This is a genomic window from Taklimakanibacter lacteus, from assembly GCA_003576695.1.
GTDB lineage: Bacteria > Pseudomonadota > Alphaproteobacteria > Rhizobiales > Aestuariivirgaceae > Taklimakanibacter > Taklimakanibacter lacteus.
Genome location: QOZQ01000013.1, coordinates 42,693 through 63,804, shown reverse-complemented (window position 1 = coordinate 63,804; position 21,112 = coordinate 42,693). Strand labels below are relative to the sequence as shown.

Here is a 21,112-nt window from a genome sequence, read left to right as displayed (position 1 = left end):
GGATCAGTTTCTGGGACTATGCTGTCTCTCGCGGTGGTAAATGTAAAGGCCGCTGCCAATGATCAAGGCGGCCCCCAGCCATGTCCCGGCATCGGGCCATTCGGAGAAGATCAACCAGCCGAACAAAGCGGCCCAGATCAGCGAGACATAGGAGAAAGGCGCCACGACCGAGGCAGGTGCCCGCCTGAAGGCCTGGATCAGAAACAGGTGGCCGACGCCGCCCAGGAGACCCGCGCCAACCATGAGCAGCCAGTCGAAAGCGGTGGGCCACTGCCAATGCCAGGGAAGGAACAGGGTCGTCACTACCGCGCCGACGACGGCCGTGTAGAAGAGCGAGGTCAGGGGCTCGTCGTAAAGGCGGACCTTGCGGGTGAATATCTGATAATTGGCGTTGAGAAGCGCTGCGACGAGAAGCAGCCCGGCGCCGCTGAGGAACAGGCCGGCATGGCCTTCCCACGGGCGCACAACGATCAGCGCACCGAGAAAGCCGATCAGGACACCGATCCAGCGCCGCGGACCGACATGCTCCTTGAGCAGCGGGATGGAAAGAACCGTCACCAGGATGGGCGACAGGAACATGATGGTCGTCGCGGTGGCGAGCGGCACCAGGCGCACGCCCGCGTTGAAAACGCCGGTCGTCAGCGCCAGCAGCAGGGAGCGCGACAATTGCATGGTCGGCGCCTTGCTCCTCACGATCGTCGGCAGGTTCGATCCGGCCGCCACGATGGCGACGATGGTCGCGAAGAAGAAGCGCGCCCAGGTGACCTGCAGCAGCGAGTAGGTCTCGAGCAGTTCCTTCATCAAGGTATCGAGGGAGATGAAGCAGAACACCGTGGCAAGCATCCACAGGATGCCCGCGGCATGGTCGTCGTGCTGCCTGACGGTGTCTCCCGCAACGCTCATTGAGCCTTCCCGTTTGGGATCGAATCAAGCCGGTTCGATCCCAACGGGATAAAGGGCTCAATTACATATAGGTTTGAGCGCTTCCTCGCAGGAAAGCGCTCCTGGCCGAAGCTATAAGCAACAGGCGGAAGGAAGCCAATTGCCAATCCGGGCGATCATGAATGCGCGCCGCGCATGGCGCTTTCAAAGGGTAAAGGCGACATCGGCTTTTCTGGCGGCGGCCTTGAGCTCGCGATAGAGGCCTTCGGGCAAGGGAACGCCGTGGGATGTGCGGTCCATGCGACGGGCCCATTCGGGGCCGCCGGCCGGCATGGTGCCGGGCTGCGTCTTGAAGCCGTCGAGATAGGTGGCGTGACGCTCGGCGAAAACCTCAGCCGGCACGAAGGTCGCCGGATCGATCGCCATCACGAAATGGCCGACCTTGGTGTCCGCCAGCGCGACGCCATTCTGCTCGAGCGAAAGCCGCATGCCGGTCAGCATGCCGCCCAGCACCTCGGTCAGGCCGGCGAGGGCGGCGCCCTTGTAGCCGAAGCCCGCGCCGCCGACCGGTCCCAGGCAGACGGCTTCATTCGGGTCGAGCGTGTAATTGCCGTCCGCGTCGAGTGCCGCATCGGGGGGCAAAGGCAGGCCCTCGGTGCGGTAGCGCAGCACCTTGTTCCACGGAACGGAGCTCGTCGCCATGTCGAGCAGGAAGGGATCGCGCCCGGCCAGAGGAGCCGCCATAGCGATGGGACTCGTGCCATGGATGGGTTTCTTGCCGCCGAAGGGAACGACGAAGGCGCCCGAATTGCAGGTGGCGAAGCCGATGAAACCGGCATTGGCGGCGGCGAGCGCATAGGCGCCGGCGGCGCCGAAATGGGTCGAGTTGACCACCACACCCATGCCGATGCCGGTGTCCTGGGCAATGGCGCAGGCTTCGTCCATGGCGCGGTAGGTGGGCAGATGACCGAGCCCGTCATCGGCATCGACCAGCACGGCGCTGCGGCGCGGATGGGTGATCTTGATGGCGGGCGTCGGCTTGCAGATGCCGCTGCGCAGGCAATCGGCATAGAAGGGCAGGAGCCGGATGCCATGACTGTCGACGCCGAGGAGCGAGGCGTGGATCATGGCGCCCGTCGTCGCCTCGGCCGAATCCTGGTCGGCGCCGGCGGAGCTCAGGACGGCAAATGAGAAAGCCGCCAGCTTTTCGGCGGCGACACGCCGCCCAGTCTCAGTCATGGAAGAAGTTGTCCCTGATTGCGCATCGGATTGTCCCGAAAACCGCTGCGCACTTTTCGGTCCGATGCTTAGCTCTTGCGCAGGCGTGCGAGCAGATCCGGCGTCGGCCAGGAATCGGCCGGCAGGCCGAGCTTGATCTGCACGCTTTTCACCGCGGCGCGGCTGGCGGCGCCGAGCTTGCCGTCGATCTTGCCGACATCATAGCCCATGCGGACAAGTATCTTCTGCAGCTCCATGATCTGGTTGTAATCGAGGGCATTGACCGGGCCGTTGCCCTTGCCGACCGGAGGCGCGCCGGCAAGGCGGGTGGCGAAATAGGCAGCCGTCGTCGAATAGATCAGCGATTCGTTCCATTTGAGATAGACATCGGTGAAATTCGGATAGGCCAGGAAAGCCGGGCCGTGGCGGCCCATGGGCAGCAGCAGGGAGGCCCGGGCATTGTCGCCCTTCAGGGATTTCCCGGATGCGAGCTTCACGCCCCATTTGGCCCATTGCGCGCGAGGATGCTTGATGGCGATGTCGGCCTCCTCCCACGGCATCTTCTCCGGCACCTGCACTTCCTGCAGCCAGGGCTGGTTGGCCTGCCACCCGTGATTGGTCAGAAGGCTGCCGGTCGACATCAGGATGTCGGGAATGCTGCGCTTGAGATCGACACGGCCGTCGCCATCGGCATCGACGCCGCTCTCGAGGAAGTCGGCGGGCAGGAACTGAACCTGGCCGATCTCGCCCGCCCAGGCGCCGACCATGTCGTCGGCGGTCATGTCGCCGCGGTCGAGAATCTGCAGGGCGGCGAATATCTGGGGGCGGAATTTTTCCGGTCGGCGGCAGTCGTAGGACAATGTGGCGAGCGACCGGATGGTGTGGAAATCACCCATATAGCCGCCGAAATCGGTCTCCAGCCCCCAGAAGGCGGTGATGACCGCGGCCGGCACGCCATAGCGCTGCTCCACCTTCTTGAAAATCGCCGAATGCTGCTTGATGAGGGAAGCGCCCTTGTTCATGCGCCCGGCCGAGATCAAGCGCGCCTGAAACTCCAGGAAAGTCAAAGAGAAGACGCTTTGCGACCGGTCGCGCTTAATGACCGAGGGGTCATAGGTCATGCCATCGAGGGCGGCTATGGCGCGCCTGGAAATGCCCATGCCGGCGGCTTCCTTTTTGACGCCCGAAAGCCAGCTCGGGAATTTCGAGGGACTGGTAGGGGTTCCGCATGTTTCCGCTGCAGCGGCGCTGACAGAGGCGACAACAAGGGAGGCGGAAAGGAAAAAGGCGGAGAGCTTCACCGTCATGCTGACTCCATGGCTGAGGTGACCGACACTTACCGGTTCGGCTGCGATTCAGCAATGTCGGTGCGCGTACCGTCCAGGTGCGGGCAAGGGTGGCCCGGAAAGCAGAAAAGGGCCCCGCAGGGCCCTTTTTGCCGTTTGATTTTGATACGTTATTACAGGCCGCCGAAGTTCCAGATGAGCGCGGCGCGCACTGTGTGCGTGTCGAAATCACCGTCAACATCGGTGCCGTCGATGGTGTAGGTCTCGGAGCTGTAATCGTCATAGAGATATTCGGCGCGGATGACGAAGCTGTCCGACACGGCCCAGTCGATACCGCCGCCGATCGTCCAGCCCCAATGGGTGTTGTCGTCGTCACCGAGATCGGTGTCGACATCGACCCCCGCCACCGCCAGACCGCCGGCGATGAACGGCATGATCTCGCCGGCCGAATAGCCGAGACGGGCGCGGATATGACCGTTCCAGTCGATGTCCGCTTCAGCGCCGACCGGGTCGGTGGCACCGTCGATCACGCTATCATCGTCGCCGTTGACATCGCCGAAGCCCACGTCGCCCTCGATACCGAAGACCAGACAATCGGCCTGGAAGTTCCCGCCGATGAGCGCGCCGCCAATGAAGCCGTCCGGATCGATATTGGCATCGACAGTCGGATCATCGTCCGAATCGGCCTGGCCATTACCCCAAAGGTAGCCGGCATGGGCGCCGATATAGACCCCCGACCAGTCCTTGCAGGCCGGCGCCGGCTCGGAATAGTCGGCGGCGCTGGCATAGCCCGCGACGCCGAAGGTCAGGGCCGTCGCAAGGCCGATCGATAACTTCTTGAACATTTGCCTCTCCCATCAGAATTCCCCCAATTCATATCTGCTGGCTTTCCCGGGAGCCAGCCGTACCCAGCGTAAGGAATGACGATTTGCTCCGACTGTTGCAAACTGGCCACAATTGAACCGGCACGAGACGCTTGTGGTTGGCAAGAAAAAGGGACCTCGCGGTCCCTTCAAGGTCGGGTGCTGTGTGGATTGTCTCTTGTGGCCTGTGGCGATTATACAGCAGACAATCGTTAGCGAACCGCCACGCCGTCGATAGAAATGCAATCTTTCCGGCTGTTGTGTCTTCGCCACGATTTCCCTGCGTAAATATTCCGCCAAGGGAATCGGGAACAAAAACAGCGGGCACATGGCCCGCTGCCTGGTCGATGTGGCGTGAAGGTTACACCCACACGCGGAATTCCTGCCCGTGAACCGGGATCCAAAACCGTCTATCAGTAGTAGATCGGCCGGACGTCTATGATGCGGGCGCGCCGCGCATCCACCACGATGATGAAACCATCGCCGCGACGGCGGCCGAAATAGCTGTAGTTCCTGCCGCTGCAGTTGCGCGCCCGGACGCGCCGGAAACCCCGATCTTCCACGATCCGCGCACCACGCCGGCAGCTGATCCGGTGCTTGCCACCGCCGCCGATATTGATGTCGATATCGACGCCGGCCTGGGCCGGCACCGTCGCCACAGGCATCATCATCAAGCCGAGCGACAGCCCTGCCGCCGCCATCATCATCCTAATCATCCGCTTGTTCTCCCTTCCAGGGGCTGATTTGCCCACCTCGCAGATATCTTTTCGGATGCCGCTTCCGCTCTGTCAACGGGCCCGCCGGGGCTGCGTTAACTGGCCGAGGGGGCCTGGAACGACGGCAATGGGGCGTGCCTGTTCCGGGTTCAGTCTCAAGCGTGCCATTGTCGGGAATACGGTTTTTGGGAATGATAACGGGGCATGGGAGAGCCGGTGAGCGAAATTCCGCTCTACAAGCGGATAATGGGGGCGGCCTGGCAGGACCTGCCGGCCGAAATCCGGGCCATGCATGATGTTTGCGGCACGCTCCATGCCAAGGGGCGGGGCAGCGTCGAGCGGGGGCAGGGGCTTCTGGCGGGCCTGGCCGCAGCAATGGTCGGCTTTCCCCAGGCCACTGCAGATACGGTCGTCAGACTGCGTTTCGTGGTTGTGAAAGGCCGGGAAACCTGGATCCGGACCTTCGGACCGGACAGTTTCCACAGCGAACAGTTCGCCGGCGAGGGGCGATCCGAAGGTCTGCTGTGCGAGCGCTTCGGCGCCCTCACTTTCGCCATGGCCGTCATGCTGGATCAGGGGCGCCTGTCCCTGGGGCTGCGCCGCTGGAGCGCCTTCGGCATCCCGCTCCCCATGGCGTTGTGCCCGCGCTCGACGGCTTTCGAGGCGGTCGAGGACGGGCGCTTCCGATTCCATGTCGAGATCGCTCACCCGCTGACCGGGCTCATCGTGCGCTATCGGGGATGGCTCGTTGTTTCCGTGCCCTAGACTGGCGCGTCAGGATTTGCCGGCGGCTCGAGCGCGGTCGGCGCGCAGCGGCTCCCAAACTGTAATTTCGCGATCCACTGCCAGAAGCGCAGGCAGCGCAGCATGCCATGCCTGCCGATAGGGCCGGTGCAGTTGCACCTTGATCACATCGTCATGATCCTCCCAGGTCTCATAGAGCATGAAGCGGCAATCCGACTGGGGATCGCGATGCAGGATCGCCTCGCGAAATTTGGGCTCGGCACGCATCGCATCGAGCACACCCTCGAGCAGCAACAGAAAGCGGGCGCGCTCATCCGGGATGACTTGAAACTTGATCACATAAGTAACGGCCACTGCGGCATCCTCTGATGAATGTTGACGGCTCATGATGAGGAGGCGCGCGCGCCAAGTCGATTACCTGGGAGGTCATATTCCGCGCATGGCGATCGGCGCGAAAATCCCGCATGCGCTGTGGGCGAAGTACGACCTGTATGATTAGCGGCTAGGCCTTCCATGCGGTTGCGACCGCAATAGCAAGCGCCAGGCCGACACCGATCCCCCAGCCGACATTCTCCATCGTGACGCCGACCACGGCGCCAGCGGCAATGCCGATCGCAATTCCAAGGGGGATCTTGCTGTTCTTCATTTCGCCTCGGGCGGCAAGCGGCCAGAGGTCACGTCAATGTTGTCCCGGGTCGGAAGGTTCCTGACCCTCTGGAAAGCCGGCGGCGCATAACTGAAAGTGGCGGAGGGGGAGGGATTCGAACCCCCGGAGGGCGTGAACCCTCAACGGTTTTCAAGACCGCCGCGATCGACCACTCTGCCACCCCTCCGTCGCCGCCCTCACATAGCATTGTTGCCTGCGGGCGCAAGGGATTATGGCTAACGGCCATTGCCTCAAACTCGACATTATGTTGCCATTCAACTGGCCAAACTGCCCGCCAAGGGCTTGTGACAAATCAAGGGGATCGGCATATTCTCCCCTGAACGGCACACAGATGCGGAGATCACAGATGAAAGCAATCACCCTTGCCAGCCTTGCCGTCCTTGGCCTGGTCGCCGGATCGGGCCTGGCGCATGCGGGCGATCCGTCCGGCACCTGGCGGCTCGACAGCGGCAAAGTCACGGTGAAGGTCCGGCAATGCGGCGGCGAATTATGCGCCAATATCGTCGGCCTCAGGGAGCCGACCTACAAGGACGGCAAGCCCAAGATCGATCGTCACAACAAGAACCCGTCTCTGCGCAACCGCCCGTTGATGGGGCTCGCCGTGCTCAGCGACATGAAGCCCGCCGGAGACAATACCTGGAAGGGCTCCATCTATAATGCCGATGACGGCAAGACCTACAGCGCGACCATGACCCTCAACGGGACCGTGATGAAGCTCAAGGGCTGTGTCGCCGGCATCTTCTGCAAGACCAACACCTTCAACAAGGTGAACTGAGCGGGACGGCCCGTTAATCAAGTCAGAGTGCTGACACATTTTGTGCCCAGACTCGCAGGGCTTGATGATGAGGAGACCGGGAGTTTGCAGATGAAGCGCAGATGGAGCCTTGCCTTGGCCGGCATGAGCATCGCGGCGTTCGCCTCGGTGAGCGCCTTGGCCCAGACGCTGGATACCTTGCCCTTCAACAAGAAGCTGGCGCTCGCCAAGGCGGGCGATGAAGAGGCGCAGGTCGCCGTGGCCAATGCCTATGAGAGCGGCAAAGGCGCCAAGCTCAACAAGGCGGAAGCCTCCAAATGGTATGGGCGGGCGGCCGACCAGGGCAATGCCGAAGCCCAGTTCAAGCTCGCCACATTGTTTCATGAGGGCGCTCCCGGCCTGAAGAAGAATCCCGAACGCGCTGCCAAGCTCTATGCCGCGGCCGCCAAGCAGGGGCATGTCGAGGCGCAGAACTGGCTGGGCTATTGCTACCAGCACGGCCTCGGCGTCGAGCAGAACGACAAGACCGCGGTCGAGTGGTACCAGAAGGCAACCGACGGCAAGCTTGCCATGGCCGAGAACAATCTCGGCCTCATGTATCTGGGCGGCAAGGGCGTCGACCAGGACTATAAGAAAGCCTTTGACCTCTTCGAGCGGTCGGCCAACCAGGGCTATGATTGGGGCATCAACAATCTCGGCGGCCTCTATGAAAAAGGCTGGGGCACCGAGCAGGACATGGCCAAGGCGCTGTTCCTTTACCGCCAGGCCGCTGCCAAGGGCAATGACGCGGCGAGCAAGAGCGAGAAGCGGCTGGCGCCGCTCGTCATCAAGTCGGAAGCCAATCCGGCGGTCGAGCCGGCAGGGGCGGCACCCGACAAGCCCGCCACCACGACGACGCCGGCCGGAAAAAGCGTCACCGACGGCATCACGCCGCCGCCGCTCAGCGCCGCCAATCCGCTCGACGCTCAGCCGGCAACTCCGCCGCCGCCTGAGAAAAAAGTGAAGTCGGATTCGTCCAGCGAGTGACGATCTCCACCCTCCGTTAACCACGTATGTGAACGCCACCTTTACGACGGTGACGCCAAAACTGTTCCCGCGCCGATGGCGCGACCGGGCCGGGGGGCCCGCGAATGGGGAATAGTCTATGCGTCTGCTGGTCAAGCACTCAGCCCTTGTCTTAGCCATCGGCCTTGTCGTGGCCGGGTGCTCTTCGGCCAAGAAAGATCCCTTCGCCGGCGTCGGCAGCCCTTATTATTCCAAGGCCGGACCGCTGCCCAAAGGCGGCGGGCGCTATCATGTCGGCAAGCCCTACGAGGTCGCCGGCGTGCGGTTCACCCCCAAAGAGCAGCCCAACTACGACAAGACCGGCATCGCCTCCTGGTACGGCCCGCAATTCCACCGCCGCATGACGTCGAATGGAGAGTGGTTCGACATGAACGAGCTCACCGCCGCGCATGCGACGTTGCCCCTGCCGAGCTATGCGAAGGTCACCAATCTGGAAAACGGCCGTACCGTCGTGGTGCGCATCAATGACCGCGGGCCCTTCGTCGGCACCCGCATCATCGACATGTCACGTCGTTCGGCGGAAGTGCTGGACTTCAAGCCGAAAGGCATGGCCAAGGTGCGGGTGCAGTATATGGGGCCGGCGCCGCTCAACGACCAGGGCCAGCATCTCGCCGCCCTGAACCAGGAATTGCGCAACGGTGCATCGGTCCGCCAGATGATGGCGATGCTGAATGGCGAGGCGGTGAGCCGGCCGACGCAATTGGCCGAAGCCGAGCCCAACTACGGCAGCCATCAGCCGGAGCAGACCATCGCGTCTGCCACCAACGACTATCAGTCGCCCGAATATTTCGTCCAGGTAGGTTCCTTTGCCGATCCCTACAATGCCGAGCGTGCCCGCGAGGAGCTCGCGGCTTCAGGTCCCGTCGAGGTGCAGCAGCTGGTCGGATCTGCAGGCCCGCTTTATCGCGTCCGCATCGGCCCGATCCGGAACGAAGGGCAGGCCCAGGTCGCGCTGCGCCAGGCCGTCGATCTCGGACATCCCGATGCGCACCTCATCATGGCCAGTGCGGCACTCTGATCCCTGCACTCCAATTTGAGCTTCGGTGATGGTTGATTTCAGCGGGGGAGGCTTCTAGCTTCGTCCCATGGTCATCCAGCGCTTCCTTGCCGTCATCTGTGCCAGCTTTCTCCTTGTCGCGGGAGCCGCCGCGCAGACGGCGCCCTTGCCGCCACCGCTCGACACGAGCATACCGAACGCCATCCTGATCGACGCGCGCACCGGCATCGTCTTCTATGAGAAAGGGGCCGATGCGCAGATCCCGCCATCCAGCATGACGAAGCTGATGACCGCGATCCTGATCTTCGACGCGCTGAAGGAAGGTAAGCTCACGATGGATCAGGAGTTCCTGATCAGCGAGAACGCCTGGCGCAGGGGCGGAGCGCCCTCGGGCGGCTCGACGATGTATGCCGCGGTCAACTCGAAGATCAAATTGTCCGACCTTATCCAGGGCATCATCGTGCAGTCCGCCAATGACGCCTGCATCGCGGTCGCTGAAGGGATGGCGGGATCGGAAGAGGCTTTCGCCGACCGCATGACCCGCCGCGCGCGCCAATTGGGCCTCGCCCAGGCGAATTTTCGCAACGCCACCGGCCTGCCGGATCCGCAGCATCTGATGTCGGTGCGCGAGCTCTCGATCCTGGCGCAGTACATCATCAAGACCTATCCCGAATATTATCACTATTACAGCCAGCGTGAGTTCACCTGGAACAAGATCAGCCAGAAGAACCGCAACCCGCTGCTCATCGACTATCCGGGCGCCGATGGCATGAAGACGGGCTACACCAAGGCAGGCGGCTATGGACTGGTCGGCACGGCCATCCGCGATGGCCGCCGCCTGGTGCTGGTCGTCAATGGCGCCAGCTCGATCAACGACCGCCGCAAGGAATCGCAGAAGATCCTCGACTGGGGCTTCAAGCAGTTCCGGCCGATCGAGGTCTACAACGCCAATGACCGCGTGGCGCGGGCCAGGGTGTGGGGCGGCGAGAGCCGGTGGGTCGATCTGGTGACGCCGCAGTCGATCCGCATCCTGCTGTCGCCCCAGGAGCAGCAGAAGGTCACCGTCGACCTGCACTATATGGGCCCGCTTCTGGCGCCGGTGAAAGCGGGCGAGAAGGCCGGCTCCATCCAGTTCAATCTCGAAGGCCGCACCGTCGCCGAATTCCCGATCGAGACATCGGCGGAAATCGCCGCGGTCTCCTCCATGTGGCTCAAAGCTTGGGACAGCCTGCTGTATATGACCTTTGGCGGCTGAAGTGCCAGGCCATTTCATCACTTTCGAAGGGGGCGAAGGCACCGGCAAGAGCTCGCATGCCCGCGATCTTGCCGAGAGCCTGCGCAAGAAAGGCAAGAGTGTCGTCCTGACCCGGGAGCCGGGTGGCTCGCCCGGGGCGGAAGACATAAGGACACTGCTGGTCACCGGCAGCGCGGGGCGGTGGTCGGCAACCGCCGAGACACTTCTCAACTACGCCGCCCGCGAGACCCATTTGCGCGAGACGATCCGGCCGGCGCTGGCGCGCGGCGACCTCGTTCTATGCGATCGCTTCATGGATTCGACGCGCGCCTATCAGGGCGTGGCCGGTGGCGCCGACATGGAACTGATCGAAACGCTGGAGCGCCGCATCGTCGGGGCAACGCGGCCCGAGCTCACCTTGATCCTCGATGTCGATCCCGAGCTTGGGCTGAAGCGTGCCAAAGGCCGCGGCGCCAGCGCCGAAGACCGGTTCGAGAAGAAGGGTCTCGAATTCCACCGCATCCTGCGCCAGGGCTTCCTCGCGATCGCCGCCCAAGACCCGCAGCGTTGCCGGGTGATCGATTCGAGCCGGTCCTATCAAGCCGTCGCGGAGGACATCTGGCGCCTGGTCGCACCTCTCGCAGGTGCCACATGAGCGATGACGCCGAAGATCCGCGCGAGACGGAGCATCATCCGCGCCGGCGCACCGACCTCGTAGGCCACCAGGCGGCCGAGGAAACGCTCATCCGGCAATGGGCGTCGGGGCGCATGCATCATGCGTGGTTGCTCGCCGGGCCGCGCGGCATCGGCAAGGCGACGCTCGCTTATCGCGTGGCGCGCTTTCTCCTGAGCTTTCCCGGTCCGCGTGCGACGGCGGAGCGCACCGGCCTGTTTGTTCCGGCCGAAGCGCCCGTTGCGCACCGCATCGCGGCGAGAGGCCATGCCGATCTCATCACCCTCGAACGCGCTTATGACGCCAAGGCCGAGCGGCTCAAATCCGAGATCGCGGTCGACGATGTGCGCCGGGCCAGCGCCTTCTTCAGCCGTACAGCGGGCGAGGGGGGCTGGCGCATCTGCATTGTCGATGCGGCCGAGGACCTCAACACCGAATCGGCCAATGCGCTGCTCAAGATTCTCGAGGAGCCGCCGGCGCGCTCGCTGTTCGTCCTGGTCAGCCACCAGGCCGGCCGGCTTCTGCCGACGATCCGCTCGCGGTGCCTGAGGCTCGATCTGGCCCCCTTGAGCCAGGCCGACACGATCTCCGTCGTCGGGCCGATGGCCGATCAGAGCGGCGAAGAGGTCGAGCGGGCGGTGCGCCTCTCGCAAGGCAGCCCGGGACGGGCGCTCGAGCTTCTGAACTCGCAAGGGGCGAAGTATTTCGACCTCCTGCGCCAGATCATGTCTCGCTCGCAAAACCTTGATCTCGCAGCCAAAATATCGATCGCGGACGGGCTACAGGGACGTGACATGGCAGAGGATTTTATGGTCTTCACCGAGTTGCTGCTGACCTTCGTCGCCGACCTGGCGCGGCGCGCGGCAATCGCCGGCGAGGGAGCCGCCCTTGCCCGCGCGCATGAGGAGATCGGGCATTCCCTTCGCCTGGCAAATGCCCTAAACCTCGACCGCCGCCAGACGATCCTTGATGCGCTGACCGTTCTCGGATCGGCTAAAGCCGCGTAATTAATCGAGAATTCCGAGTGACGAAGAAGTTCTACATCACCACCGCCATTTCCTATCCGAATGGCGCTCCCCATATCGGCCATGCCTATGAGGTGCTGGCGACGGATGCGCTTGCGCGCTTCAAGCGGCTCGACGGCTACGACGTGATGTTCCTCACCGGCACCGACGAGCATGGCCAGAAGATCGAGCAGACGGCACGCAAACAGGGCCGCACCGCCGCCGACTTCGTCGACGAAATGGCGCAGCTCTTCAAGGACATGGTGGCGCTGCTTGGCTGTGCGAATGACGATTTCATCCGCACCACGGATGCCCGGCACAAGAAGACCGTCAGCGCTTTGTGGAAGCTTCTGGAAGAGGCGGGCGACATCTATCTGTCGAACTATTCCGGCTGGTATTCGGTGCGCGATGAGGCCTTCTACGGCGCCGACGAGATCGAGGACCGCGACGGCAGGAAATTCTCCACCAAGACCGGCACGCCGGTCGAATGGGTGGAGGAGGCGAGCTATTTCTTCAAGCTGTCGGCCTATCAGGACAAGCTCCTCAAGCTCTATGCCGACCAGCCCGATTTCATCGGACCGGCGGAGCGGCGCAATGAGGTCGTGAGCTTCGTCAAAGGCGGCCTGCAGGATCTCTCCGTGTCGCGCACCACCTTCGACTGGGGCATACCGGTTCCGGGAGCAGAGGGCCACATCATGTATGTGTGGCTCGATGCCCTGACCAATTATCTGTCCGCCACCGGCTGGCCGGACAAGAGCCCACGCAACCACTACTGGCCGGCCGATCTGCATATCATCGGCAAGGACATCGTGCGCTTCCATGCCGTCTACTGGCCGGCCTTCCTGATGTCGGCAGGCCTGCCGCTGCCCAAACGCGTCTTCGGCCATGGCTTCCTGTTCAACCGCGGCGAGAAGATGTCGAAGTCGGTCGGCAATGTCATCTCGCCGGCGGAGCTCGTGTCGCGCTATGGCGTCGACCAGGTGCGCTATTTCTTCCTGCGCGAAGTGCCCTTCGGCCAGGACGGCAATTACAGCCACGAAGCGATCATCGCGCGCATCAATGCCGATCTTTCGAACGATCTCGGCAATCTGGCGCAGCGCTCGCTGTCGATGATCGGCAAGAACTGCAGCGGCAAGGTTCCCGCCTGCGGAAAGCTCTCGGCTGAAGATCAGGCCATTCTCGCCGCGACCGATACACTTCTCGCCGAATGCCGCACGCATCATGACGTTCAGGCGATCAATAAGGCGCTGGACGCGATCTGGAAGGTCGTCGCCGATGCCAACCGTTATTTCGCCGGCCAGGAGCCCTGGGCGCTGAAGAAGACGGATCCCGAGCGGATGGGAACGGTGCTCTATGTGACCGCCGAGATCCTGCGCCAGGTCGGCATCCTGGCGCAGCCCTATATGCCGGTCTCGGCCAACAAGCTGCTCGATCTGCTGGCGGTCCCAGCAGACAGGCGAGATTTTGCGGCACTGGGCAATGCCGGACGTCTCGTCTCCGACACCGCGCTGCCGGCACCGGCCGCAGTCTTCCCACGTTATGTGGACGAGGCCGACGCGCCGGCATGAATGTCGTCGACAGCCATTGCCATCTCGACTATCCGGGCCTCGCCGAGGACCTTGCCGGTGTGATCGCGCGTGCCGAGGGGGCAGGGGTCAGGCTCATGCTCTCGATCGGCACCAGGGTGAAGAAATTCGACCAGGTCCTGGCGCTGGCCGAGCAATATGAGAATGTCTTCTGCACGGTCGGCACGCATCCGCATAATGCCGCCGAGGAGCCCGACGTGACGGCGGACGATCTGGTGCGGCTGGCGCAGCATCCCAAAGTGGTCGGCATCGGCGAAGCAGGGCTCGACTATCACTATGATCTGAGCCCGCGCGACAGCCAGGCCCGGAGCTTTCGCGTCCATATCGAAGCGGCGCGCCGCACCGGCCTGCCGCTCGTTATCCACAGCCGCAATGCGGAAGCCGACACTGCCGCCATCCTCGAAGAGGAGATGCGAAAGGGTGCGTTCAAGCCGCTCCTGCATTGCTTTTCGTCGAAAGCGGAGCTGGCGCGCCGCGGCCTCAAGGTCGGCGCCTATGTCTCGCTTTCCGGCATCCTCACCTACAAGAATGCCGAGGACATCAGGGAGACGGCACGCGAAGTGCCCATGGACCGTCTTCTGGTCGAAACAGACGCGCCCTATCTCGCGCCGGTGCCGTACCGGGGCAAATCGAACGAGCCCGCTTTTGTCGTGAAGACGCTCGAGAAACTGGCGGAGGTCAAGGCGGTGACGGCTGAGGAGATGGCGAATGCCACGAGCCGCAATTTCTTCGCTTTGTTCGACAAGGTGCCGAAGCCCGGCTGGGTGCCGTGATCCATGGCCGGGTCGCTCACCATATTGGGCTGCGGCTCATCGGGTGGGGTTCCGCGCATCGGCAACAATTGGGGCCTGTGCGATCCGGAGAATCCCAGAAACCGGCGGCGGCGCTGCTCGATCCTGCTCCGCCTCGCGGCCGCGGGTGGCGAGACGCAAGTCCTCATCGACACATCGCCCGATCTGCGCGACCAGATGCTGTCCACCGGCACGGACGCGCTCGATGCCGTCCTCTTCACCCACGAGCATGCCGACCATACGCATGGCATCGATGAGCTGCGGGCCTTCTATCTGCGCCAGCGCCATCTCATACCGATCTGGGCGGACGAGAAGACCGCCAGTCTCCTGGTCAGCCGGTTCGGCTATTGCTTCATCACGGCGCCGGGCAGCGACTATCCGCCGATCCTGCGCCTCAACCGCATCACCGCCGGCGAACCGGTCGAGATCGTGGGGAAGGGGGGCGCGATCCGGGCCCTGCCTTTCGTGGTCCATCACGGCAATATCGACGCGCTCGGCTTCCGGGTCGGCAATATGGCCTATACACCGGATGTGAACGCCATCCCCGAAGCGAGCCTCGCCGCGTTGAGCGGCCTCGATCTGTGGGTGGTCGATGCGCTGCGGCCGGTCCCGCATCCGAGCCATTTCAGCCTGCCCGAGACGCTGGCCTGGATCGAGCGGCTGAAGCCGAAGCGCGCCGTCCTCACCAACATGCATATCGACCTCGATTTCGCCACCCTGAAACGCGAGCTTCCCCCCTATATCGAACCCGCTTATGACGGTATGATTCTGCCGTTTTGAGAAGGGGAGTAGCCCATGTCCCGCCGGATCGTTTCCCTGGTCGCCCTCCTGGCGTTCGGCTCCACGCCCTTGCTGGCGCAGCAGGCCTGTCCCGATGGTTCAGCGCGCGATGAAGCCAAGATTACGAGCGCGATCGACCTTTATGCGCGCGAGCCGTTCTCGGCGCGCACCTATCGCGTGCTGAAGGGCCTCGGTGATCCGATGATCGATCCCGATTATGGCAGCTATTCCTCCTGGCAGGATTCCGATGCCTTCAAGAGGCTCACCGCCGCAATCCTGCCCGAGGCGAAACAGCCGAACTACTATGGCTATGAGTGCCGGCTCGGTTATCCGCGCGAGGTGCTGGAAAAGCGCATAGCCGATCTCGGCAAGACCAGTCCTTATGTGAAGCAGTGGCTCACCGTGCAGCTGGCGGTGCTCGCCGCCTGCGATGGCGAGAAGATCGCCGAGCTGCCCGGCCCGCTCAGCGACCAGCAATCGCCGGTCAAGGAGCTGCAGGAGGCGGATCGCGCCTATCAGTCGGCAACGCTCGCCTTCTACACGGACCGCACCAAGGCGGTCGATCTCTACAAGGCGATCGGCGCCTCCGCGTCGCCGCATAAGGGTGCCGCGCGCTACATGGTGGCGAATATCCTCGCCAATGGAAAACAGCTCGCCGAAGCGCGGGCCGAGGCCAAAGCCATCCTTGCCGATCCGGCACTCGCCGGCGTGCATGGCATCACCCAGGAGCTCCTCGGCTATATCGCCAATCTCGAGGACACCGCACCCGGCTGGAGCGGCCTCATCAACGATACGATTGCCGTCCTCGACAAGCCGACCAAGGACATCCAGGCCTCGCCGCAGCTCGCCAAGGAATATGGGCGGGCGCTCTATGATATCGATTTCGTCGGCATTCGGGCCAAGGCCGACGACTGGTGGCTGGATGGCAAGCTGCCGGAGAACCCGACCATCTCCAAGGCGATTGTCGATGCCACGCGCCAGCATGCCATGGTGCCGTGGATGATCGGCGGTCAGACGGCGCAGGAGTATTATACGAAAGCGCCCTGGCAGTTCATCGGGCCGAAATGGGAAGCGCGCACCCAGTCGCTGGTCGACCGGTCGCTGGCCCTCGTCGCCGGCACGCCGCCCTTGGCCAAGGATGTCTTCGAGGCTCTGAAAGCCAGGCCCGACGATGCCAGCCGCAAGGCACTGTGGGACAAGGCGCAGGCCGCGGCCAAAGCGGCGAATGACAGCTGCGGCACGGCGCCTGAGACGGCGGCTGCCGGAACGTTCCTCACCCATGCGGTCAGGCTTTCGGCGCTGGCCGGGAAATTCGACGAGATCTATGGCGGGCTTGATGCCTATCCGTTCAAGAAGTCCAACGCCTATACGCAGAATGCGCTCGTGCCGTTCGGCCAGTATCTGATCGGGCAGGGCATGGTCGAGGAGGCCCGCACGTTCCGCGATCAGCTCCTGAAGGATGATCTCTGGGCCTCGTTGAGCAATGGCCAGGGAACCGCCGGCGTGCTGGCCGAGATCGGCATGTGGGCGGCGGAAGACCGGGCGCAATGGGAAAAGGCGCTTTCCCATGACACGGAGAAGACCGGCGCCGCGCTGCTCAACTTCCTGCCTGCCAAGGACCTGCGGGCCATGGCGAAGAACGAGACCTTGTTCAATCGCGATGAGCGCGCGCTGTTCGTCCGCACGGCCTGGACAAGACTCTTTGCGCGTGGTCGCGCGCCGGAAAAATCCTTCACCGATGAGCTCTATGCGCTCAATCCGGAAGTGAAGGCGGTCGCCGACAAGGTGGCGACGGATTATCCAAAGGCGAATGAGGCGAACCGCCGGCTGTTAACCATATTGCGCACGCCGCGCATGGGCATCCTGGTCAATGCGCCCGGCATCTGGGAACCGATCACCATGACCAGCGGCGGTGATGTTACGGCGCTCGATTCCTTCGATCACAACGACAAGAACTGGTGGTGCCCGTTCGAGACGGACCGGCTGCTGGGCGGCCTGCGCAACGACTTCGACAGTATCACCGGCGTCGAGCGTGCGTCATGGTCGGCGAAATCGCTCGAGCCCGTGCTCGAGGCCAATGCCGTGGCGGACCTCGCCAGGAAGCGTGAAAGCGTCCTCAAGGCGCATCCCGTGGTCAAGAGCGTCAGCTGGAGCGAGATCAAGGCGCTGAGCCAGATGCCGAGCGCGCCCAAGCTGCTGGCGACGGCGGCGACCAAATGGGGCAAGACGGCCCGCAAGGAAGATGCCTCGGCGGCCGAGGCGCTGGCGCTGGCGATCAAGACCACGCGCTATGGCTGCAACTGGCATGGCGGCCACGGCAAATATTCGAAGGCGGCCTATGACGTGCTGCATGCGAGATTCGGCACGACGCCATGGGCGACGCAGACGCCATACTGGTTCGATTGCGTGAACTTCTACAACCAGACGAGCACGACGGGCGGCAAGTGCCCAAGCCCATCATGGCCCAAGCAGGAAATCCCGCGCTGAAAGCGGAAGCCGGCAAAGCCCAGCCAATTCAAAGGCTTTGCCGGCTTTGCCGTCATCCAGAAATATTCCATAATATACATTATGCGAATGAAGGGCGGGCGGGATGAAGCCCCGGGCTGATGCCTTCTCCGTCCTCGTTCTCGACCTCGCCCATATGGGCGAACCCGGCGCTGAGCGCCGCGTCGACGGCTTTGCCACGCTCTCAGCGGCACGCGCTTACGCCGAAGCGCGCATCCGTGCATCGGTCGAGGAGCTGAGAGTGACGGACCAGACTCCGGCCGAGCTGCGCTCCCTCTGGCATGTCTATGGCGAGGACTGCCTGGTGCTGGACAACGGTTTCCGTGGCCGCGACCATCTCGATCGCTATATCGCGACGCCGGCAACGGCCCTCGAGCAAGACTGGCCGGCGCTGGCGCCCGCCCCCCAATCGGGAGACGCATGAATGGACAAGCGCGTTTGCTTTGACTTCGAGGTGGAATTCTCGAATGGCGGCGGCATACAGGGACAGGACTTCCGTCTCGATATCGACGGTGACGACATCTCCGATGATGCGCTCGCCGCCTATATCATCAAGGATCTGCGCCTGCTCATGGTCGGAACGGTGCGCATCCTCAATAAGAAGGTGATCGAGGAGCGCCACAAGCGTGCCGCGGGATCTGCTGAACTTTCCGACGGGACCAGCGGCACGGTCGTCGATCTGAGCCATGTGATCGAGAGCGGCATGATCACCTATAAAGGCCTGCCCGCGCCCCTCATCTGCGATCACCTGTCACGTGAGCAGTCACGCAAGGTCTATGCGGCCGGCACTGAGTTCCAGATCGGCAGGATCGAGATGGTCTCGAATACCGGCACCTATATCGACGTGCCGTTCCATCGCTATGCCGACGGGCATGATCTGACCGAGCTCGCGCTGCGCAAAGTATCGGACGTGCCAGGCGTCGTTGTGCGTGTAACCGGCGCCATTGAGCGCGCGATCGATTGGCATCATTTCGCCCCTGTCGACTGCGCCGGTCACGCCGTCCTCGTCCATACCGGTTGGGATCGGCATTGGCGGACCGACCGCTATTTCGAGGGACATCCGTTCCTCACCGAGAAAGCGGCTCTCTATCTGCGCGATCAGGGCGCGCTGCTGGTCGGAATCGATTCGCTCAATATCGACGACATATCGGGCGGCGCGCGCCCGGTTCATTCGATATTGCTGGCGGCTGAGATCCCGATCGTGGAGCACCTGACCGGGCTTGCGGCGCTGCCTGCCTCAGGTTTCCGGTTCACCGCCGTGCCGCCGAAGATCAAGGGCATGGGGACTTTTCCCGTTCGAGCACATGCGCATCTGAACGCATGAAGCCTTACGGCTTCAGCCAGGCTGCACAGGCCTCCCGGTCAGCCGCGGTCAGCTCGTGGCCCGCGGCGATGATCCGCGCGTCAACGGCGGCACCTGACGCTCGTAAAGCCTGCTCGAGCTTTGCGCCCAGTGTGCCATAGGGATCGCTGCGGCCCGAAAGCATCAATAGCCAGGCATTCGAGAGATCGGCCTCAGGCGTCTCTTCCAGCACCATGGCCGGGCGCAGCAGCATCGCGCGCCGGACCTGTCCCGGATGCAGCAGCATCATCGCCGCCAGCAGATTGGCGCCATTCGAATAGCCGAGACAGGTCATCTTCTCAGGGGTAAGCCCATAGGCGGCGACAGCTTCGGCAAGGAAAGCGGCGAAAGCTTCGGCCTCAAAGCGGATATCGGCCTGATCGAAGCTCATCGGCGACAAGCGTCGGAACCAGCGCAGGATGCCCTCTTCCGTGCTGCGGCCGCGCACGCCCAGAAGCGTTGCCCGTGGCGCAATGCGGCGCGCGAGCGGCATGAGATCGGCTTCATTTCCGCCCGTGCCATGCAGCAGCACGATAGTATTGCCATCAGGATCCGTGGGCATGTTGAAGCGATGGATGAAGGGCAGGTCGCGATAGATCACCCGCGACTCGCCCGGCTCTGCGAATTGCGGCAAGAGCGTCTCCAGGTCGCGGGCCTGGTCCGCTGCCTGTGGTGGAACAAAAAGTCGGCTGCCCAATGTCGCAAGCGGCTCATCGATGGTGAAGCCCGGTTCATCGGTTGCGAATTCGAGCAATGTGCCGCCCGGCTCGCGCACATAGAGCGATGAGAAATATTTGCGGTCATGCAGCTTCGTCGGGCTGGAGTTCAGGCGGGCGAGGCTCCGTTCCAGCTGGTGGAGTTCTGTGAGGTCGGTGGCGCGCAAGGCGACGTGATCGGCCGTCCCCGTTCCGGGGGCGCCGGGCCAGAAGCCATGGGCGTCCTGGATATCGATCGCATCGCCTTGCGCCGTGACGAGCCGGGTCATCGTCCCTTCCCTGGCAGCCCGACGGAAACCCGAATGACGTTCGATGAAGGCCTGCGTCTCCTCAGGTGTGGCCGACAGGATGGTGGCGGCGCGCACCCTGCCTATGGCGTGCCCGGCTGGGATTTCCCGAGCGGTCCAGGGATCGGGTGCCGGCAAGGCCGCGCCGACAAGTTTGACGGTGATGCCGTCCGGGTCGCGCAGGCGTAAAACCGGCTCGCCGAACTCCGGTGCCGGGCCTGTGGCCGGCACCTGGAAACGCAAGGCGCGTTCGAGCCAGAAACCCATGCTTGCCGGATTGATCGCCAACGCGATCTCGCCAACCTGCCCGTGACCCGCCCTGCCCGGTGAGCCGTCCTCCCACACGAGGAAAGTGATCAGTGTTCCGGGCGAGCCTTTGCGGTCGCCATAAACGAGATGGAGCTGCGTGGCGTCCTCATAGCCTCCCGTGCGTTTGACGAGACGCAGGCCGAGGAAGCCGACATAGAAATCGACATTGGCCTGCACCTTGCGGGTGATCAGCGTGATGTGATGGATGCCTTCACTCACGGGCTCAATTCCATATGAATGATCTCGATCGGATCGCCGCCCAGCCCATGCGAGAAATAGCCCCGCTTCACGGTGCGAAAGCCGTGGCGGCGATAGAAGCCTTCCGCATTGATGGTCGATTCGACCTTGATCGGCCCGGAATGGCCCTTGCGCGCATTGGCAATGCCGATATCGAGCAGTTTCCGGCCGAGTCCCGAGCCTGCCACGCCGGGCAGGAGAAAGAGGCGCGTCACTTCACCGGGCTCTGAATCGACGAAGCCCATGATCGTGCCTTTGAACTCGGCCACGACGACCTGCCCCTGCGCGATGAGGGTCTCACAATAGTCGGGCGTGCGATCGCCCATCCAGCCGGCGATCTGCTCTTGCGTGTAGTGATGGCGCGCCAGTGCCGCGACCGAGCGGCGCGTGACCTCGAACAGCGCTTCGCCATCGCCTTTTTGCGCAGGACGCAAACTCACGGGCTCCATGGCCTCT

The 21,112-nt window shown here is 63.3% G+C and carries 23 protein-coding genes and 1 tRNA gene; 14 read left to right on the top strand and 10 right to left on the bottom strand.

Annotated elements, in window-relative coordinates:
* Positions 1-3: 3 nt before the first annotated feature.
* The 3 genes from DT068_RS23550 to DT068_RS23540 all read right to left on the bottom strand — a co-directional run bounded on the left by DT068_RS23550 (position 4) and on the right by DT068_RS23540 (position 3,260).
* The gene (locus tag DT068_RS23550) at positions 4-903 is read right to left on the bottom strand and encodes a DMT family transporter (protein ID WP_119392344.1); all 900 of its coding nucleotides are present in this window, start codon (positions 901-903) and stop codon (positions 4-6) included.
* Positions 904-1,086: 183 nt separating this feature from the next.
* Positions 1,087-2,121, bottom strand: a complete 1,035-nt coding sequence (locus DT068_RS23545; protein ID WP_119392343.1) for an Ldh family oxidoreductase — start codon at positions 2,119-2,121, stop codon at positions 1,087-1,089.
* Positions 2,122-2,189: 68 nt separating this feature from the next.
* Positions 2,190-3,260 (bottom strand): lytic murein transglycosylase, encoded by a 1,071-nt coding sequence (locus DT068_RS23540; protein ID WP_368905089.1) that lies wholly within the window; start codon positions 3,258-3,260, stop codon positions 2,190-2,192.
* Here DT068_RS23540 and DT068_RS28440 point away from each other — a divergent pair.
* A complete protein-coding gene (locus DT068_RS28440; protein WP_368905088.1) occupies positions 3,259-3,429 on the top strand; it encodes a hypothetical protein in 171 nt (56 codons plus the stop codon). The genes DT068_RS23540 and DT068_RS28440 overlap by 2 nt on opposite strands.
* Before the next feature lie 130 nt (positions 3,430-3,559).
* Here the strand turns inward: DT068_RS28440 and DT068_RS23535 are convergent, their stop codons facing one another.
* Positions 3,560-4,231 (bottom strand): outer membrane protein, encoded by a 672-nt coding sequence (locus DT068_RS23535; protein WP_119392341.1) that lies wholly within the window; start codon positions 4,229-4,231, stop codon positions 3,560-3,562.
* A gap of 431 nt (positions 4,232-4,662) precedes the next feature.
* Complete coding sequence (locus DT068_RS23530; RefSeq protein WP_162914406.1) at positions 4,663-4,965, bottom strand: hypothetical protein; 303 nt, start codon at positions 4,963-4,965, stop codon at positions 4,663-4,665.
* 216 nt (positions 4,966-5,181) lie between these two features.
* On the opposite strand from DT068_RS23530, the gene DT068_RS23525 reads away from it, so the two are divergent.
* Positions 5,182-5,730 carry a DUF4166 domain-containing protein gene (locus DT068_RS23525; protein WP_162914405.1) on the top strand — a complete coding sequence of 183 codons (549 nt, stop codon included), beginning with the start codon at positions 5,182-5,184 and terminating at the stop codon, positions 5,728-5,730.
* A 9-nt stretch (positions 5,731-5,739) separates the two neighbouring features.
* On the opposite strand, the gene DT068_RS23520 is transcribed toward DT068_RS23525, so the two are convergent.
* From DT068_RS23520 to DT068_RS23515, 3 genes are all read right to left on the bottom strand, one after another.
* Positions 5,740-6,063, bottom strand: coding sequence for a putative quinol monooxygenase (locus DT068_RS23520; RefSeq protein ID WP_119392338.1), 324 nt, complete (start codon positions 6,061-6,063; stop codon positions 5,740-5,742).
* Positions 6,064-6,211: 148 nt separating this feature from the next.
* On the bottom strand, positions 6,212-6,355 hold the full coding sequence (locus tag DT068_RS28175; protein WP_162914404.1) for a glycine zipper domain-containing protein: 144 nt from the start codon (positions 6,353-6,355) through the stop codon (positions 6,212-6,214).
* A 97-nt stretch (positions 6,356-6,452) separates the two neighbouring features.
* A tRNA-Ser gene (locus DT068_RS23515) sits at positions 6,453-6,542 on the bottom strand.
* Positions 6,543-6,722: 180 nt separating this feature from the next.
* Here DT068_RS23515 and DT068_RS23510 point away from each other — a divergent pair.
* From DT068_RS23510 to DT068_RS23455, 12 genes are all read left to right on the top strand, one after another.
* Positions 6,723-7,151: a DUF2147 domain-containing protein gene (locus tag DT068_RS23510; protein ID WP_162914403.1), complete on the top strand. Its 429-nt coding sequence runs from the start codon at positions 6,723-6,725 to the stop codon at positions 7,149-7,151.
* A gap of 90 nt (positions 7,152-7,241) precedes the next feature.
* On the top strand, positions 7,242-8,156 hold the full coding sequence (locus tag DT068_RS23505; protein ID WP_119392336.1) for a tetratricopeptide repeat protein: 915 nt from the start codon (positions 7,242-7,244) through the stop codon (positions 8,154-8,156).
* A 118-nt stretch (positions 8,157-8,274) separates the two neighbouring features.
* Entirely contained in the window at positions 8,275-9,213 is a 939-nt protein-coding gene (locus DT068_RS23500; protein ID WP_119392335.1) for a septal ring lytic transglycosylase RlpA family protein, read from the top strand.
* A 67-nt stretch (positions 9,214-9,280) separates the two neighbouring features.
* A complete protein-coding gene (locus tag DT068_RS23495; RefSeq protein WP_119392334.1) occupies positions 9,281-10,447 on the top strand; it encodes a D-alanyl-D-alanine carboxypeptidase family protein in 1,167 nt (388 codons plus the stop codon).
* A 1-nt stretch (position 10,448) separates the two neighbouring features.
* Entirely contained in the window at positions 10,449-11,081 is a 633-nt protein-coding gene (tmk, locus tag DT068_RS23490; RefSeq protein WP_119392471.1) for a dTMP kinase, read from the top strand.
* Positions 11,078-12,106: a DNA polymerase III subunit delta' gene (locus DT068_RS23485; RefSeq protein ID WP_119392333.1), complete on the top strand. Its 1,029-nt coding sequence runs from the start codon at positions 11,078-11,080 to the stop codon at positions 12,104-12,106. The genes tmk and DT068_RS23485 overlap by 4 nt, the downstream gene beginning before the upstream one ends.
* Positions 12,107-12,123: 17 nt before the next feature.
* On the top strand, positions 12,124-13,671 hold the full coding sequence (metG, locus tag DT068_RS23480) for a methionine--tRNA ligase (protein ID WP_119392332.1): 1,548 nt from the start codon (positions 12,124-12,126) through the stop codon (positions 13,669-13,671).
* A complete protein-coding gene (locus DT068_RS23475) occupies positions 13,668-14,462 on the top strand; it encodes a TatD family hydrolase (protein ID WP_119392331.1) in 795 nt (264 codons plus the stop codon). The genes metG and DT068_RS23475 overlap by 4 nt, the downstream gene beginning before the upstream one ends.
* Before the next feature lie 3 nt (positions 14,463-14,465).
* Positions 14,466-15,260, top strand: a complete 795-nt coding sequence (locus DT068_RS23470; protein ID WP_119392330.1) for an MBL fold metallo-hydrolase — start codon at positions 14,466-14,468, stop codon at positions 15,258-15,260.
* Positions 15,261-15,275: 15 nt separating this feature from the next.
* The gene (locus DT068_RS23465; RefSeq protein WP_119392329.1) at positions 15,276-17,747 is read left to right on the top strand and encodes an HAD family hydrolase; all 2,472 of its coding nucleotides are present in this window, start codon (positions 15,276-15,278) and stop codon (positions 17,745-17,747) included.
* A 103-nt stretch (positions 17,748-17,850) separates the two neighbouring features.
* Positions 17,851-18,189 (top strand): hypothetical protein, encoded by a 339-nt coding sequence (locus tag DT068_RS23460; RefSeq protein ID WP_119392328.1) that lies wholly within the window; start codon positions 17,851-17,853, stop codon positions 18,187-18,189.
* A complete protein-coding gene (locus tag DT068_RS23455) occupies positions 18,190-19,089 on the top strand; it encodes a cyclase family protein (protein ID WP_119392327.1) in 900 nt (299 codons plus the stop codon).
* Between the two features lie 4 nt (positions 19,090-19,093).
* Here the strand turns inward: DT068_RS23455 and DT068_RS23450 are convergent, their stop codons facing one another.
* Together DT068_RS23450 and DT068_RS23445 are read right to left on the bottom strand one after the other, a co-directional pair.
* Positions 19,094-20,638 carry a VOC family protein gene (locus DT068_RS23450; RefSeq protein WP_119392326.1) on the bottom strand — a complete coding sequence of 515 codons (1,545 nt, stop codon included), beginning with the start codon at positions 20,636-20,638 and terminating at the stop codon, positions 19,094-19,096.
* Positions 20,635-21,105 carry a GNAT family N-acetyltransferase gene (locus tag DT068_RS23445; RefSeq protein WP_119392325.1) on the bottom strand — a complete coding sequence of 157 codons (471 nt, stop codon included), beginning with the start codon at positions 21,103-21,105 and terminating at the stop codon, positions 20,635-20,637. The genes DT068_RS23450 and DT068_RS23445 overlap by 4 nt, the downstream gene beginning before the upstream one ends.
* Positions 21,106-21,112: the final 7 nt, after the last annotated feature.

Bases quoted from the DNA above. Each gene is read 5' to 3' on its own strand.
- DT068_RS23445 (WP_119392325.1), bottom strand. From the start codon at position 21,105: ATGGAGCCCGTGAGTTTGCGTCCTGCGCAAAAAGGCGATGGCGAAGCG.
- DT068_RS23465 (WP_119392329.1), top strand. From the start codon at position 15,276: ATGTCCCGCCGGATCGTTTCCCTGGTCGCCCTCCTGGCGTTCGGCTCC.
- DT068_RS23455 (WP_119392327.1), top strand. From the start codon at position 18,190: ATGGACAAGCGCGTTTGCTTTGACTTCGAGGTGGAATTCTCGAATGGC.
- DT068_RS23550 (WP_119392344.1), bottom strand. From the start codon at position 903: ATGAGCGTTGCGGGAGACACCGTCAGGCAGCACGACGACCATGCCGCG.
- DT068_RS23495 (WP_119392334.1), top strand. From the start codon at position 9,281: ATGGTCATCCAGCGCTTCCTTGCCGTCATCTGTGCCAGCTTTCTCCTT.
- DT068_RS23510 (WP_162914403.1), top strand. From the start codon at position 6,723: ATGAAAGCAATCACCCTTGCCAGCCTTGCCGTCCTTGGCCTGGTCGCC.
- DT068_RS28175 (WP_162914404.1), bottom strand. From the start codon at position 6,355: ATGAAGAACAGCAAGATCCCCCTTGGAATTGCGATCGGCATTGCCGCT.
- DT068_RS23535 (WP_119392341.1), bottom strand. From the start codon at position 4,231: ATGTTCAAGAAGTTATCGATCGGCCTTGCGACGGCCCTGACCTTCGGC.
- DT068_RS23485 (WP_119392333.1), top strand. From the start codon at position 11,078: ATGAGCGATGACGCCGAAGATCCGCGCGAGACGGAGCATCATCCGCGC.
- DT068_RS28440 (WP_368905088.1), top strand. From the start codon at position 3,259: ATGCCGGCGGCTTCCTTTTTGACGCCCGAAAGCCAGCTCGGGAATTTC.
- DT068_RS23460 (WP_119392328.1), top strand. From the start codon at position 17,851: ATGAAGCCCCGGGCTGATGCCTTCTCCGTCCTCGTTCTCGACCTCGCC.
- DT068_RS23530 (WP_162914406.1), bottom strand. From the start codon at position 4,965: ATGATTAGGATGATGATGGCGGCGGCAGGGCTGTCGCTCGGCTTGATG.
- DT068_RS23470 (WP_119392330.1), top strand. From the start codon at position 14,466: ATGGCCGGGTCGCTCACCATATTGGGCTGCGGCTCATCGGGTGGGGTT.
- DT068_RS23505 (WP_119392336.1), top strand. From the start codon at position 7,242: ATGAAGCGCAGATGGAGCCTTGCCTTGGCCGGCATGAGCATCGCGGCG.
- DT068_RS23540 (WP_368905089.1), bottom strand. From the start codon at position 3,260: ATGGGCATTTCCAGGCGCGCCATAGCCGCCCTCGATGGCATGACCTAT.
- DT068_RS23500 (WP_119392335.1), top strand. From the start codon at position 8,275: ATGCGTCTGCTGGTCAAGCACTCAGCCCTTGTCTTAGCCATCGGCCTT.
- DT068_RS23475 (WP_119392331.1), top strand. From the start codon at position 13,668: ATGAATGTCGTCGACAGCCATTGCCATCTCGACTATCCGGGCCTCGCC.
- DT068_RS23545 (WP_119392343.1), bottom strand. From the start codon at position 2,121: ATGACTGAGACTGGGCGGCGTGTCGCCGCCGAAAAGCTGGCGGCTTTC.